At 64.5% G+C, this 14,520-nt stretch carries 13 protein-coding genes; 5 read left to right on the top strand and 8 right to left on the bottom strand.

Features of this window, described 5'->3' with window-relative positions:
* Window positions 1–11: 11 nt before the first annotated feature.
* The gene (locus JCM7686_RS16770; RefSeq protein ID WP_020951987.1) at window positions 12–923 is read right to left on the bottom strand and encodes a dihydrodipicolinate synthase family protein; all 912 of its coding nucleotides are present in this window, start codon (window positions 921–923) and stop codon (window positions 12–14) included.
* A 194-nt stretch (window positions 924–1,117) separates the two neighbouring features.
* On the opposite strand from JCM7686_RS16770, the gene JCM7686_RS16765 reads away from it, so the two are divergent.
* The 5 genes from JCM7686_RS16765 (at window position 1,118) to JCM7686_RS16745 (ending at window position 6,252) form a co-directional block, all read left to right on the top strand.
* A complete protein-coding gene (locus JCM7686_RS16765; RefSeq protein ID WP_020951986.1) occupies window positions 1,118–2,899 on the top strand; it encodes an IlvD/Edd family dehydratase in 1,782 nt (593 codons plus the stop codon).
* A 22-nt stretch (window positions 2,900–2,921) separates the two neighbouring features.
* Window positions 2,922–3,659, top strand: a complete 738-nt coding sequence (locus JCM7686_RS16760; RefSeq protein WP_020951985.1) for an SDR family oxidoreductase — start codon at window positions 2,922–2,924, stop codon at window positions 3,657–3,659.
* A gap of 13 nt (window positions 3,660–3,672) precedes the next feature.
* Window positions 3,673–4,614 carry a 2-hydroxyacid dehydrogenase gene (locus JCM7686_RS16755; RefSeq protein WP_041527431.1) on the top strand — a complete coding sequence of 314 codons (942 nt, stop codon included), beginning with the start codon at window positions 3,673–3,675 and terminating at the stop codon, window positions 4,612–4,614.
* A gap of 2 nt (window positions 4,615–4,616) precedes the next feature.
* A complete protein-coding gene (locus tag JCM7686_RS16750) occupies window positions 4,617–5,306 on the top strand; it encodes a GntR family transcriptional regulator (protein ID WP_020951983.1) in 690 nt (229 codons plus the stop codon).
* A gap of 103 nt (window positions 5,307–5,409) precedes the next feature.
* Window positions 5,410–6,252, top strand: coding sequence for an ureidoglycolate lyase (locus tag JCM7686_RS16745; protein WP_020951982.1), 843 nt, complete (start codon window positions 5,410–5,412; stop codon window positions 6,250–6,252).
* 58 nt (window positions 6,253–6,310) lie between these two features.
* Here JCM7686_RS16745 and otnK read toward each other — a convergent pair whose 3' ends face one another.
* From otnK to chvE, 7 genes are all read right to left on the bottom strand, one after another.
* The gene (gene otnK, locus JCM7686_RS16740; RefSeq protein ID WP_020951981.1) at window positions 6,311–7,582 is read right to left on the bottom strand and encodes a 3-oxo-tetronate kinase; all 1,272 of its coding nucleotides are present in this window, start codon (window positions 7,580–7,582) and stop codon (window positions 6,311–6,313) included.
* Window positions 7,583–7,651: 69 nt separating this feature from the next.
* A complete protein-coding gene (locus tag JCM7686_RS16735) occupies window positions 7,652–8,653 on the bottom strand; it encodes an aldose epimerase family protein (protein WP_020951980.1) in 1,002 nt (333 codons plus the stop codon).
* Window positions 8,650–9,501 (bottom strand): SMP-30/gluconolactonase/LRE family protein, encoded by an 852-nt coding sequence (locus JCM7686_RS16730; protein WP_041527430.1) that lies wholly within the window; start codon window positions 9,499–9,501, stop codon window positions 8,650–8,652. The genes JCM7686_RS16735 and JCM7686_RS16730 overlap by 4 nt, the downstream gene beginning before the upstream one ends.
* Window positions 9,502–9,626: 125 nt before the next feature.
* A complete protein-coding gene (locus tag JCM7686_RS16725) occupies window positions 9,627–10,559 on the bottom strand; it encodes a Gfo/Idh/MocA family protein (protein WP_020951978.1) in 933 nt (310 codons plus the stop codon).
* A gap of 6 nt (window positions 10,560–10,565) precedes the next feature.
* Window positions 10,566–11,765 (bottom strand): multiple monosaccharide ABC transporter permease, encoded by a 1,200-nt coding sequence (mmsB, locus tag JCM7686_RS16720; RefSeq protein WP_020951977.1) that lies wholly within the window; start codon window positions 11,763–11,765, stop codon window positions 10,566–10,568.
* Complete coding sequence (gene mmsA, locus JCM7686_RS16715; protein WP_020951976.1) at window positions 11,758–13,332, bottom strand: multiple monosaccharide ABC transporter ATP-binding protein; 1,575 nt, start codon at window positions 13,330–13,332, stop codon at window positions 11,758–11,760. Before mmsA ends, mmsB begins: the two co-directional genes overlap by 8 nt.
* Before the next feature lie 63 nt (window positions 13,333–13,395).
* Window positions 13,396–14,460 (bottom strand): multiple monosaccharide ABC transporter substrate-binding protein, encoded by a 1,065-nt coding sequence (chvE, locus tag JCM7686_RS16710; protein ID WP_020951975.1) that lies wholly within the window; start codon window positions 14,458–14,460, stop codon window positions 13,396–13,398.
* Window positions 14,461–14,520: the final 60 nt, after the last annotated feature.

Below are 14,520 nucleotides of genomic sequence, written 5' to 3'. Positions count from 1 at the left end.
AGGCAAGGGGGCTATTTGCCCCAACGCAGCGCCACCGGGTCCAGCGGGCGGACCAGATCCAGCAGCATGGCGCGGGTTTGCGGCGCGAGCGGGGCAATCGGATGGCGGCAGAAGTCTGACGCGATCACGCCGCCCTCTTTCAGCACCGCCTTGGCGGCGCGAAAGCCGCATTGGCGGTTTTCGTGGTTCACCGCAGGCAGAATGCGCGCATAGCCCGCCGTGGCAGCGGCGCGGTCGCCCTTGGCCCAATCGGTCAGGATCGGCTTGATCTGATCGGGGATCATGGCCGAGGTCATCGAGCCGGTCGCCCCGGCGTCAAGATCGGCCAGAAGCGTGATCCCTTCCTCGCCGTCGAACGGGCCCTCGATATCGGTGCCGCCCTCGGCGATCAGCGCGCGCAGCTTGGCGGCGGCACCCACGCATTCGATCTTGAAGAGCTTCACCATCTCGATCTCGCGCGCCATTTGCACCAGCAGCGGCACCGACAGATCGGTCCCCGACATCGGCGCATCCTGCACCATGATCGGCAGGCCGATCTCGCCCACCTGCGCGAATTGCTGGAGGATCTGGTCGGGCGTCGCGCGCAGCGTCGCGCCGTGATAGGGGGCCATCATCATCACCATGGCCGCGCCGAGATCACGCGCCAGCCGCGCACGCTCGATCACGATGGGCGTGGCGAAATGGCTGATCGTGACAATCACCGGCACCCGGCCCGCGACCTGTTCCAGTGAGAGCCGCGTCAGCTGTTCGCGTTCGGCATCCGAGAGCAGGAACTGCTCGGAGTAATTCGCGAGAATGCAGATTCCGTCGACGCCCTGATCGACCATGCAATCAAGAATGCGCCGCGTGCCGTCCTCATCGAGACGGCCGTCCTCGTGAAAAGCCACCGGCGCGACGGGCCAGATTCCGCTGTATTTTGCCATAATGCTCCCCCCGGATGATGTGATCTCTGATTTGGTATACCATTTTTACGGTCGATCAAGCCCCATGAGCGGCGATCTGCGGCTTTGGTTTCAACCTCCCTCCACGCGCGATCTTCTCTCTTTGCAGGGCGGATTTGTTTGGTATACCACTTTCTGGGCCGCGCCACTCGCCAGGCCGAATTGGGAGAGATCACATGTCAGATACCCGTGCGAACAAGCGTTTCCGCTCGCAGGAATGGTTCGACAATCCGAACAATCCGGGGATGACCGCGCTCTATATCGAGCGTTACCAGAATCAGGAATTCACCCGCGAAGAGCTGCAATCCGAGCGCCCGATCATCGGCATCGCCCAGACCGGCAGCGATCTCTCGCCATGTAACAAGATCCACGTTTTCCTGATGGACCGGATCAAGGCGGGCATCCGGGCGGCGGGCGGGATCCCGATGGAATTCCCGGTTCATCCCATTCAGGAAACCGGCAAGCGCCCGACGGCGGCGCTCGATCGCAACCTCGCCTATCTCGGCCTCGTCGAGGTGCTGCATGGCTATCCGCTCGATGGGGTGGTGCTGACCACAGGCTGCGACAAGACCACGCCCGCGATGCTGATGGGCGCGGCCACGGTCGATATTCCGGCGCTGGCGCTCAACGGCGGGCCGATGCTCGACGGCTGGTGGCAGGGCAAGCGCGCGGGTTCGGGCACGATTGTCTGGGAAAGCCGCCGCCTCTTGTCGGAAGGCAAGATCGATTATGATGAATTCATGTCCCGCGTCTGCGCCTCGGCGCCCTCGCTTGGCCATTGCAACACCATGGGCACCGCCTCGACGATGAACGCCATGGCCGAGGCTTTGGGCATGACACTGACCGGGAACTCGGCCATTCCCGCACCCTTCCGCGAGCGTATGGCCATGGCCTATGAGACCGGCAAGCGCATCGTCGAGATGGTTTACGAAGACCTCAAACCCTCGGACATTCTGACGCGCGAGAGCTTTGAGAATGCGATTGTCGTCAATGCGGCCATCGGCGGCTCGACCAATGCGCCGCCGCATTTGCAGGCGATTGCGCGCCATGCCGGGATCGAGCTGGATGTGACCGATTGGCAGGAGATCGGTTTCGAGATCCCGCTTCTGGTCAATATGCAGCCCGCGGGCGAATATCTGGGCGAGGGCTTCTTCCGCGCGGGTGGCGTGCCTGCGGTCATGGGCGAGCTGATGAAGGCCGGCAAGATCCGCAAGGGCGCGATGACCGCGACCGGGAAAAGCATGGGCGACAATCTGGAAGGCTGGCTCAGCGTCGATCAGGATGTGATCCGGCCCTATGACAACCCGCTGCGGCCGAATTCGGGCTTCCTCGTGTTGCACGGCAATCTCTTCGATTCGGCGCTGATGAAGACCTCGGTGATCTCGCAGGATTTCCACGACCGTTTCCTGTCGGACAAGGGCCATGAAGGCATCCACACCGCCCGCGCCATCGTCTTCGAGGGGCCCGAGGATTACCATTCGCGCATCAATGACGGCGAGTTGCAGATCGACGAGCGCTGCATGCTCTTCATCCGCGGTGTCGGTTGCGTCGGCTATCCGGGCAGCGCCGAGGTGGTGAACATGCAGCCGCCGGATTCGATCCTCAAGCAAGGCATCAAGCACCTGCCGACGGTGGGCGACGGGCGGCAATCGGGCACCTCCGAAAGCCCCTCGATCCTCAATGCGAGCCCCGAATCGGTGGTTGGCGGCGGGCTCGCCTATCTGCAAACCGGCGATATGGTGCGGCTCGATCTGAACGAGGGCACGCTGAATGCGCTGGTCCCCGATGAGGAATGGGCCGCGCGCAAAGCGGCATGGGTCGCGCCGGTCCTTGAAAACCAGACGCCGTGGGAAGAGATTTACCGCATGACCGTCGGCCAGCTCGCGCAGGGCGGTTGCATCGAGCTTGCGACGAAATATCAGCGGGTTGCCAACAAGCTGCCGCGCGACAACCACTAACGCGGCAGCGAAGGGAGAGGGCATGGCGGGAACGATTGTGATCACTGGCGGCGGCAGCGGTCTGGGCCGCGTCACCGCCCGGCGCTTTCTGGCCGAGGGCTGGCGCGTCGGCCTGATCGGGCGGCGCGAGGCGGCTTTGGCCGAAACCGCCGAGGGCCATGCCAATGCCCTGATCCTGCCCTGCGATGTCACCGACGAGGCGGCAGTCGAGGCCGCTTTCGCCCGCGTCATCGACCGCTGGGGTCGGATCGACGCGCTGTTCAACAACGCCGGTGCTGCGCTCTTTTCCCAGCTCATCGACGAGATCGCGGTCGCCGATTGGAAGCGCGTTACCGATGTGAACATCACCGGCATGTTCCTGTGCGCCCGCGCGGCCTTCCGCCAGATGCGGGCGCAAAGCCCTCAGGGCGGGCGGATCATCAACAACGGCTCGATTTCGGCCCATGTGCCGCGACCGGGCTCGGTGCCCTATACCGTCTCGAAACATGCGGTGACGGGGCTCACGAAGACGCTCAGTCTCGACGGGCGGCCCTTCAACATCGCCTGCGGTCAGATCGACATCGGCAATGCCTTGACCGAGATGGCGGCGGCGATGACAAAGGGCGTGCCGCAGGCCGATGGCTCGATCAAGCCCGAGCCGGTCATGGATGCCCAGCAGATCGCCGAAACCGTCTGGTTCATGGCGACCCTGCCCGAGGGCGCCAATGTCCAGTTCGTGACCGTGATGGCGACGAATATGCCGTTCATCGGACGCGGCTGAAGCAAGAGAAGGAATGCCGATGCGCGTGCTTGCAATCGGGACGTATAGCGATCTCGACGCCGAGGCCTTGCGGCAGGACTTTGGGGCCGAGATCCTGCCCGGGCTCGACGATCTGGCCGGGCTTTCGGGGCGCGAGGCCGTCGCGGCTTTGGCCTATAAAAGCGGCGCGGCGCTCGACGGGGCGGTCATGGATCGGCTGCCCGGGTTGAAGGTGATCGCGAATTTCGGCGTCGGTTACGATGCAATCGACATTCCGGCCGCAACCGCGCGCGGCATTCAGGTCACGAACACGCCCGATGTGCTGAACGATGACGTTGCCGATCTGGCCGTTGCCATGTGGATCGCCTTGGCGCGGCAGATGTATCCGGCGGAAAACTGGCTGCGCGAGGGCGCGTGGCATCAGGGCCGCCCCTTGGCCTTGGCGCGCAAGGCATCGGGAAGGCGTGTCGGGATCCTCGGGCTTGGTCGGATCGGGCGCGAGATCGCGAACCGTCTCGCCGCCTTCAAATGCGAGATCCATTATGTCTCGCGTCAGGAAAAAGAAACGCCCGGTTGGACCTATCATGCCGATGCGACCAGCCTTGCCGCGGCGGTCGATGACCTCTTCGTTGCGCTGGTCGGCGGGCCGGACACCGAGGGCGCGGTCTCGGCCGAGGTCATTCTGGCCTTGGGCGCCGATGGCACGCTGATCAATATCGCGCGCGGCTCGGTCGTCGATGAAGAGGCCTTGCTGCAAGCCCTTGGCAATCGGCTGATCCGGGGCGCGGCACTTGATGTGTTCCGCGACGAGCCGAATATCGACCGCCGCTTCCTTGCCTTGGACAATGTCCTTTTGCTGCCCCATATCGGCTCGGCCACCACCGAGACGCGGGCCGAGATGGGCGCGCTGCAACGCCAGAACCTGCGCGCGGTTCTGGACGGTCAGCCCGCGCTGACCCCGGTCAACCGGGTCTGACCATGGCGACCGAGGACACGCTCGCCAATTCGATCGCCTATGAGCTGCGCCGCGAGATCCTGCGCGGCACGCTGCCGCCCGGCGCGCCGATCAAAGAGCGCGACAATGCCGAAAAGCAGGGCGTCAGCCGCACGCCGATGCGCGAGGCGATCCGGATCCTTGCGAAAGAGGGGCTGGTGCAGCTGCGGCCTCTGCGCAGCCCGGTGGTCGCGGATCCCTCGCTCAAGGAAATCATTGATCAGGTCCGCGTGCTTCATGCGCTGGAAACGCTTTCGGCCGAGCTCGCCTGTCTTGAGGCGACCGAGGCCGATCTGGCGCAGATCACCGCGCTGAAGGAAGAGCTCGAGGCGATCTATGACACGGCCGATACGCTAGATGTCTTCGAGATCGACATGCGCTTTCACGCGGCCATTGTCGCGGCCTCACATAATGCCGCTTTGGCCGAAACCCATGGCGCCTATATGGCCCGGCTCTGGCGCGCGCGCTATCTGTCGGCCCGGCGCAAGAAATCGCGCGAGCGCGTGATCCGCCAGCACAACGCCATCCTGACCGCGCTTTGCGCCCGCGATGTCGGGGCGGTCAAGGCCGAGGTCGCTGCCCATCTTGCTGATATGGTGCTCAATATCGAAAACCATTTCCGCGAGATCAGCGAAACCGGCGAGCCCGGCGATTCCGACGCCGCCGCCGTCTGACCCCTCGCGCGCGGCAGGTCAGCATTAACGCGCAGAGAGAAGTTTCACCGGGACAGGGCCTCCAGATTTTGACATTTTGACCGTCGAATCAAAGGAGGACGGGATGAAACTTCTGCGCTATGGCCCTGAAGGCCAGGAAAAGCCGGGTCTGCTGGACGCCAATGGCACGATCCGCGATCTGTCGGGCCATATTGCCGATATCGCGGATGACGCGCTGACGCCGGAGAGTCTGGCCCGGATCGCCGCGCTTGACCCGGCCAGCCTGCCTGCGGTCCCGGGCACGCCCCGGATCGGGGCCTGCGTCGGCCATGTCCGCAAATTCGTCGCCATCGGGCTGAACTATGCCGATCACGCCGCCGAAAGCGGCATGGCCGTGCCCGCCGAGCCGGTCGTCTTCAACAAATGGACGAGCTGCATCGTCGGGCCGAATGACGATGTGAAGATCCCGCAGGGCTCGACCAAGACCGATTGGGAGGTCGAGCTGGGCGTCGTCATCGGCAGCCGCGCCAGCAACCTGTCCGAAGCCGAGGCAATGGCGGCGGTGGCAGGCTATTGCGTGGTCAATGACGTGTCAGAGCGCGAATGGCAGATCGAGCGCGGCGGCACTTGGGACAAGGGCAAGGGCTTCGACACTTTCGGCCCGATCGGCCCCTGGCTGGTCACGACCGATGAAATCAGCGATCCGGGCAATCTCGACATGTGGCTCGACATCGACGGCAAGCGCTTCCAGACCGGCTCGACCCGGACGATGGTCTTCAATGTCGCGGCGCTGGTCGCTTATTGCTCGAAGCTGATGACGCTGCTCCCAGGCGATGTCATCACCACGGGCACGCCGCCGGGCGTCGGCATGGGGCAAAAGCCGCCGGTCTATCTAAAAGGCGGCGAGGTCATGCACCTTGGCATCACCGGGCTGGGCGAGCAGCGCCAGCAGGTCACCCGCGCCTGAGCGTAGCCTGATCCGTGGGGCGGCCCCGAAGGGGGCCGTCATCCGCTGCCGGGTTGTGTCAGGCGATGCGATCGAGCGCCGCGAAAGCATCGCTAAAGAAGCTCTCCGCGCCGAAATTCCCCGATTTGAGCGCCAGCGCCAGCGGCCCCTGCGCGTCTTCGGCAAAGGTCCAAGGCACGCCCGGCGCGATTTCGGGGCCGATCATCAAGCGCCGCACGCCAAGCGCATGGGCGACCGCGCCCGAGGTCTCGCCGCCCGCGACGACGAAACGCGCGCGCCCCTCGGCCCGGGCATCTTGCGCAAGCTGCGCCAGACAGGCCTCGACGATCTCGCCCGCGTGCGCGGTGCCAAGTGCGGACTGGGCATGGCGTACCTCGGCAGGCTCGGCGGTGGCATAGATCATCACCGGCTGGTTCGCGGGATGATTGGCCAGCCAGTCGCGCGCCGCGCCGGTGCCGTCACGTGCGAGCGTCAGCGGATCAAGCTTGAGATGCGCGATATGGGGCCGCAGCGCCGCCACCTGTGCCCGCGTCATCGCCGAGCAGCTTCCCGACAGCACAATCGCGCCGCTGCCCAGATCCTGCGGCACCGCCGGGGGCAGGGCCGCGCCGGTCAGACCCGCCTCGCGCCACAGGGGCGGCAGGGTGGCGGCAAAGGCGCTTCCGCCGGACAGGAGCACCATGTCGCGGCAAGCGCGCGCCAGAGTTTCCAGATCATGATCCGAGACCGCATCACTCACGATATGGCGGATCTCTCTCGCGGCCAGAATCTCGAGCTCGGTACGCACCGAGGCAGGCCCGCGCGCCAGTGTCGGCCAGTCGATCAGCCCGACCGGCGCGCCGTCGAGCTGGGGCGCGAGCAGCCGGGTCAGGTCGCTGTCCGTCATCGGCGTCAGCGGATGGTCCTTCATCGGGCTTTCGGCCAAAGGCTGATGCCCGACGAAGAGATTGCCCATGAAAACCCGCCGCCCATTCTCGGGAAAGGCCGGGCAATAGATCACCTGATCGGCGCCAAGGGCCGCCGCCAAAGCCTCGGCAACCGGGCCGATATTGCCCGCAGGCGTGCTGTCGAAAGTCGAGCAATATTTCCAGTAGAACTGCCGCGCGCCGCTGTGGCGCAGCCAGTCCAAGGCCCGCCTGCTTTGCGCGACGGCCTCGGCGGCGGGGATCGTCCGGCATTTGAGCGCGATCACCTCGACATCGGCCAACCCGTCGGCGGGCTCTGACGGCAGGCCCAGACGCAGCGAGACCGAGACCCCGCTGCGCGCCAACAGCCCGGCGAGATCGGTCGCCCCGGTGAAATCATCCGCAATCGCCCCAAGGATCGTCATGCCTGCCCCTTTCGCCTTTGGCGCGACGTTAGCGGCTTCGGAGCGCGGGGCAAGCGGCGATCTGGTGGGCTAGAGGTCGCGCCGCGAGAAGGTCAGGCAGGTCTCTTGCAGATAGGTCTCGCCCGGACGCAGCAACGCATCGGGGAAATGCGGATGGTTGGGCGCATCCGGCCAGAGCTGCGATTCCAGCGCGATCCCGGCATTCGGGCCATAGGGCAAACCGGCGAGACCCGGCGCGCCGGGGCGCTGATAGGCCCCGGCATAGGCCTGAATCCCAGGCTCGGTCGAGGTGATTTCCATCGTCAGCACCCCGGCGGACAGCCGCGCGGCGGGCACGGGCTGGGGCAGGCGGGCGCTGGCGATGCAGAAATTGTGGTCCAGTTCGGCCAGCACATCGACCTCGTCCAGCAGACGCGGGTGCCAGAAATCGAACGCGGTCCCGGCCAGCGGTGCGACGGCGCCGGTCGGGATCAGCTCGGCATCGACCGGGGTGTAATCGGGCGCGAGGATCTGCAGGTAATGGCCGGTCACATCCGCCGTGCCATCAAGGTTGAAATAGCTGTGCTGGGCGAAATTGCACAAAGTCTCGGCATCCGACATCGCCGCAATGGTGATCTGCAGGCTCGGCCCGGCCACGACCGTATAGGTCACGCGGATGTCGAGATTGCCGGGAAAGCCCATATCGCCTTGCGGCAGGCGGTCCGAAAGCGTCACGCTGTCGTCCGAGACCGCGTGGATGCGCCAGTTGCGCGCGGCCGTTCCGGCACTGCCGCCATGCAGCAGATGCTTGCCGAGAAAATTGCGGTCGAGCTGATACTCGGTCTCGCCAATCCGGGCACGGCCCTCGCCGATGCGATTGGCAAAGCGCCCGACGATGGCACCGAAATAGAGGCCTTCCTCGAAATAGGGCTCAAGATCCGGGAAACCCAGAACCAGCGGATGACGAATGCCCTTGAGCCGCAGATCCTGCAAACGCGCGCCAAAGGTCAGGACCGAGGCCGTGAGGCCATGGCCGGAAATCGTGATCTGCTCGACCGGCTGGCCGTCCGGGAGCACGCCAAAGGCGGTCATGCGGGCACGCTGACGCGGGGGGCGGGCAGGCCCTTGAGCCCCGGGCGGTCGATCGCGAAGGTCTGGCCCTGCGGCGCCTCGCCCAGACCAACGGCGGCGCTGGTCACGATCAGCCGGTCGAGTGCTGCGCCGATGAAGGCCGGGCAGGTCACCTGTTTTGCAGGCAGGGCCACGGCCTCGACAAAGCTGCCATCGGCGCCGTGGCAGGCGAGCCGCCCGGCACCCCATTGCGCGATCCACAGATTGCCCGCCGCATCGGTGACCGCGCCATCGGGATAAAGCCCGGTCGGCGCGAAATCGATGAGAACCTCGCGGCGCTCTTGCGGCCAGCCCTCGGCATCGAGGCTTTGCCGCCAGAGTTTTTGCGCCCCGGTATCGGCGAAATAAGCGGTGCGGCCGTCCGGCGAAAAGCAGATCGCGTTGGGGATGCTGATGCCGGTGTAAAGCGGGCGCAGCACGCCGTGGTAATAGCGGTAGATCGCCCCCGCGCCGGGCTCTTCGTCCAGCGCCATCGTCCCGATCCAGAAACCGCCCTGCGGATCGGCACGCCCGTCATTCGAGCGGTTGCCGGGCAGATGGGTCTCCAACTCGGCCAGTTCGCGGCGCAGGCCATTGCGCAGATCGAAGGTGAAGAGCGCAGAGGCCGAGGCGATCAGCAGTCGGTCGTGGTCGATCCAGCCCGCCGCCGAGACATGCTCGTCGAATTGCCAGCTTTTCGGCTCGCCCTTCTCGAGGCTGAGCAGGCGGCGGTTCAGGATGTCGAACCAGAAGGCCTGCTCGCGCTCGGGATGCCAGAAGGCACCTTCGCCAAGCTCGCAAGAGCGGGGGTCGAAAAGAGAAACGGTCATGCGTGCCCTGTCTGCGCTGTCAGAAGATGCCGTGCCCGCACCGGAGGCGGGCCGGCTCGCGCCGCCATTGGCCATGGTTTTCGGGCCGCCCGCAAGGTCCGGCGCGGCCTCTGCCGAAGCGTCACTTACCATGCGAAAGCGTCGGTCTGTTTGTGACGGCCCAGCATCATCGCATCGGCGACATGGCGGAAGGGCGTCAGATCGACATCGCTTTCGCCCTTGGCGATCAGCTCGGCAAAGCGGGCATAGATACGGTCATATTCGCCCGCGAGCGCGCCCTCATCCGAAATGAGCGCGCCATCCGCGACAATGCGCGCGCCGCCCTGAGACAGCGCGAGATCGCCCTGATCGGTGCGGATCAGCATGTCCCAGGTCTGGGTGCCGGTCTCGCGGAAGTCGAAATCGAGATCGACCGGCGCGCCCTCTTCCGTGCGCATGGTGAGCTGCGCGGCAATCGGGGTTTCGCGGTTCGCGGGCACTTCGAGCGTGCCGCCAGTGGTGTAAAGCGCGACCGGCAAGATCGCGGTCAGCACCGAATAGGCATTGATGCCGGGGTCGAAAACCCCGGTGCCGCCGGGCTCGAAAATCCAGTCCTGACCGGGATGCCAGCGCCGCACATCCTCGCGCCAGGTCACGGTGATCGCGGTGATGCGGCGCGGCGCGAGCCAGTCGCGCGCGGCGGGAATGCCCGGCGCGAACTGGCTGTGCCATGCGGTGAAGAGCGTCCGACCCTGATCGCGGGCGATGCGTTCAAGCGTCATCACCTCGCTGACCGTGGTGCCGGGCGGCTTTTCCAAAAGCACATGGCGGCCCGCCAAAAGCGCCTCGCGCGCGACGGCAAAGCGCACCTGCGGCGGGGTGCAGAGCGAGACCGCGCCGACCTCTGGCATCTGGGCCAGAAAGGTTGAGATATTGGTGAAGGCCGGCACATCCTCGCGCCGCGAGACCGGATCGACGGTCGCGGCAAGGGTGAACGCGGGGCTCGCGGCCAGCGCGGGCACATGCTGGTCGCGCGCAATCTTGCCAAGCCCGATGATGGCGAGTTCTGTCTGGGTCATGCGGTCTTAGCTCTTTTGCTTGTTGGCGACGTCAAAGATCACGGCGGCCAGAAGCACGAGGCCCTTGATGATCTGCTGGGTGTCGATGCCGATCCCGAGGATCGACATGCCGTTGTTCATCACGCCCATGATAAAGGCGCCGACGACCGCACCGATCACCGTGCCGACACCGCCCGCCATCGAGGCGCCTCCGATGAAGACGGCGGCAATCACATCAAGCTCGAAACCGACGCCCGCCTTGGGCGTGGCCGAGTTCAGGCGTGCGGCGACGACGACGCCCGCCAAGGCAGCCAGCATCCCCATATTGACGAAGGTCAGGAAGACCACGCGCTCGGAGTTGATGCCCGAGAGCTTCGCCGCCTTGGCATTGCCGCCGATCGCATAGATGCGCCGCCCGACGGTCATGCGCTCGGAGATGAAGGCGTAAAGCGCGACCAGCACCGCCATGACGATGAAGACATTGGGCAGACCGCGGAAATTCGCCAGCGTCCAGGTCATCCAGACCAGCGCCAGAAAGATCAGCCCGTTCTTCACCGCAAAAAAGGCGAAAGGCTCGTCGGCGGTGCCGGTGGCTTCTTCGCGTTTGCGGCTGCGGATTTGCAGCCACAGGATCGCAATCGCCGCACCCCAGCCCAGAACCAGCGAGAGCACGTTCGGCTTGCCGACGCCGAAGATGTCGGGAATGAAGCCCGAGGCGATTTTCTGGAACTCTTGCGGGAAGGGGCCGATGTTGGTGCCCTGCAAAAGCGTCATCGTCAGCCCGCGAAAGACCAGCATCCCGGCCAAGGTCACGATGAAGGACGGGATCTTCCAATAGGCGATCCAATAGCCCTGCAAGCCGCCGATGATCGCGCCGGTGATCAGGCTGCCCAGAATGACGACGGGCAAAGGCAGGCCCATTTTCACGATCATATAGGCGGCAACCGCGCCGACGAAAGCCGCGACCGAGCCGACCGAGAGGTCGATATGGCCCGCGACGATGACCAGCAGCATCCCCACTGCCATGATGACGATATGGCTGTTTTGCAAGAACAGGTTCGTGAGGTTCACTGGCCGGAACAGGATGCCGCCGGTCACGATCTGGAAGAAGAGCATGATCACGACCAGCGCGAACAAGATGCCATATTCGCGGATATTGCGGCGGATGAAGCCGAAGGTGCCGCCCGCTGGCGTTGCCGGAGCGGCTGGGGTGGTGGTGTCAGACATGAGCGGCCTCCGCCTCGATTTCTGCGACGGTGACGGTCGGATCGCTGGCATTGCTGCCGGACCGGATGATCATCGCCATGATTTTTTCCTGAGAGGCTTCGGCGGTCGGCAGTTCTCCGACGATGCGGCCCTCGTTCATGACCAGAATGCGGTCGGTGATGCCCAGAAGCTCGGGCATTTCCGACGAGATCACGATGACCGATTTCCCGCTTTCGGCCAGATCCCGGATCATCGTGTAGATTTCATATTTCGCGCCGACATCAATGCCGCGCGTCGGCTCGTCGAGAATGAGGATCTCGGGCTCGGTGAACAGCCATTTCGACAGCACGACCTTTTGCTGGTTGCCGCCTGACAGGTTCACCGTCGCCTGCTCGATCGAGGAGGAGCGGATGTTCATGCGCTTGCGGAAGTCGCGCCCGATTTCGCCCTCGCGGTGGCGGTCGACGACGCCCTTGGTCGCGACCCCGGCCAGATTGGCCAAGGGAATATTGCGCCGGATCGTGTCGATCAGAACGAGGCCCAAAGATTTGCGGTCTTCGGTCACATAAGCGAGCCCCGCTTGGATCGCACGCGGCACGGTCGAGAGATCGGCGGCCTTGCCGTGGATCGTCACCTCGCCCGCGCGGAACTTGCCGACCGAGCGCCCGAAAAGGCTCATGGCGAGCTCGGTCCGGCCCGCGCCCATCAGCCCGGCGATGCCCAGAACCTCGCCCTGACGCAGATCGAAGCCCGCGCCTTTGACGAGCAGACGCTGTGCATTGCCGGGATCCTCGACCGTCCAGTCGCGCACCGACATCACGACGCCGCCGATGCGCGGATCGCGCGGCGGATAGCGGTCGTCCATCGAGCGGCCGACCATGTCGCGGATGATCTGCTCTTCGCTGACCATCTGGTCATGATGGGCAACCGTCGCGCCGTCGCGCAACACTGTGATGCTGTCGGCGACCTGTGAGATTTCATTGAGCTTGTGAGAGATCAGAATCGCGGTGATGCCCTGATCGCGAAACCCATGCAGCAGTTGCAGCAGCGCCGCGCTGTCGTTTTCATTGAGCGACGAGGTCGGCTCGTCGAGGATCAGAAGCTCGACCTTTTTCGACAGCGCCTTGGCGATCTCGACAAGCTGCTGCTTGCCCATGCCGAGCTCGCCGACCTTGGTCGCCGGATTCTCGCGCAGCCCGACCTGAGCCAGAAGCTCGGCGGTGCGCCGGTTGGTCTCGCGCCGGTCGATGATGCCGTTTGTCGCGATCTCGTTGCCCAGAAAGATATTCTCGGCAATCGACATCTGCGGCACCAGAGCAAGCTCTTGGTGGATGATGACGATGCCCTGCGCCTCGCTGTCATGGATGCCGCGAAAGGCCATGGGCTTGCCGTTATAGAGAATTTCACCCTCGTAGCTGCCGTGGGGATAGACCCCGGACAGCACTTTCATCAGGGTCGATTTGCCAGCGCCGTTTTCGCCGACCAGCGCGCGGATCTCGCCGCGGCGCACGGCCATATTGACGTTGTTGAGCGCCTTCACGCCGGGGAATTCCTTGGTGATTCCCCGCATTTCCAGGATGGTGTCCATCGCGGCCTCATGAGGGACCGGGGCGCAGACACAGCGCGCGCCCCGGCCGGGGTGGCGGGGGAGTTACTTCAGCTTATCGGCCGAATAGTAACCCGAATCGATCAGAACCTTCTGGATATTTTCCTTCGTCACCGGCACCGGCTGCAGCAGGTAGGACGGCACGACCTTGACGCCATTGTTATAGGTCTTGGTGTCGTTCACTTCCGGATCTTTGCCTTCCAGCATGGCGTTAACCATGTTGACCGTGACTTTCGCCAGCTCGCGGGTGTCCTTGAAGATCGTCGAATATTGCTCGCCCGCCTCGATGGATTTCACCGACTGGACCTCGGCGTCTTGTCCGGTGACGATCGGCATCTTGAGATCGCCCGAGCCATAGCCCACGCCCTTGAGCGACGAGAGAATCCCGATCGACAGCCCGTCATAGGGCGACAGGACCGCGTTCACATGCTTGTCGGTGTAATTGGCCGAGAGCAGGTTATCCATGCGCGACTGTGCCACTGCCGGGTCCCAACGCAGGGTGCCGACCTTGTCCATGCCCATCTGGCCCGAGGGCACCGCAATCGAGCCATCGTCGATCAGCGGCTGGATCACCGACATGGCGCCATCGTAGAAGAAGAAGGCGTTGTTGTCGTCGGGCGAGCCGCCGAACAGCTCGACATTCCACGGCTTCACATCCGGGAAATTGGCCTTGAGCCCGTCAACCAGCGTGGTCGCTTGCTCCACCCCGACCTTGAAGTTGTCGAAGGTCGCGTAATAGTCGATATCCGGCGTGTCGCGGATCAGGCGGTCATAGGCGATGACCTTGATATTGGCGGCCTTGGCATTGGCCAGCGCATTCGACAGCGTCGTGCCGTCGATCGCCGCGATCACCAGAACATCCACGCCCTTGGTGATCATGTTCTCGATTTGCGAAAGCTGGTTCGGAATGTCGTCATCGGCATATTGCAGATCGGTCTTGTAGCCCGCCGCCTCGAACTGCTTGACCATATTGCCGCCGTCGTCGATCCAGCGCTGCGAGGTCTTGGTCGGCATCGAAATCCCGACCGTGCCCTCGGCCCAGGCAAAAGCCGGGAACGAAAGCGTGGCCACCGAGGCCAGCGTTACCGCCACTGTCTTGAGGTTCTGCATGTTCTCTCCCTGTCGATGCGCGGCTCTGCACGCGCCGTCCGCAGCGCGGATCGGTCTTTG

It is taken from the genome of Paracoccus aminophilus JCM 7686 (assembly GCF_000444995.1).
GTDB lineage: Bacteria > Pseudomonadota > Alphaproteobacteria > Rhodobacterales > Rhodobacteraceae > Paracoccus > Paracoccus aminophilus.
This window is presented reverse-complemented; position numbering and strand designations above follow the sequence as displayed.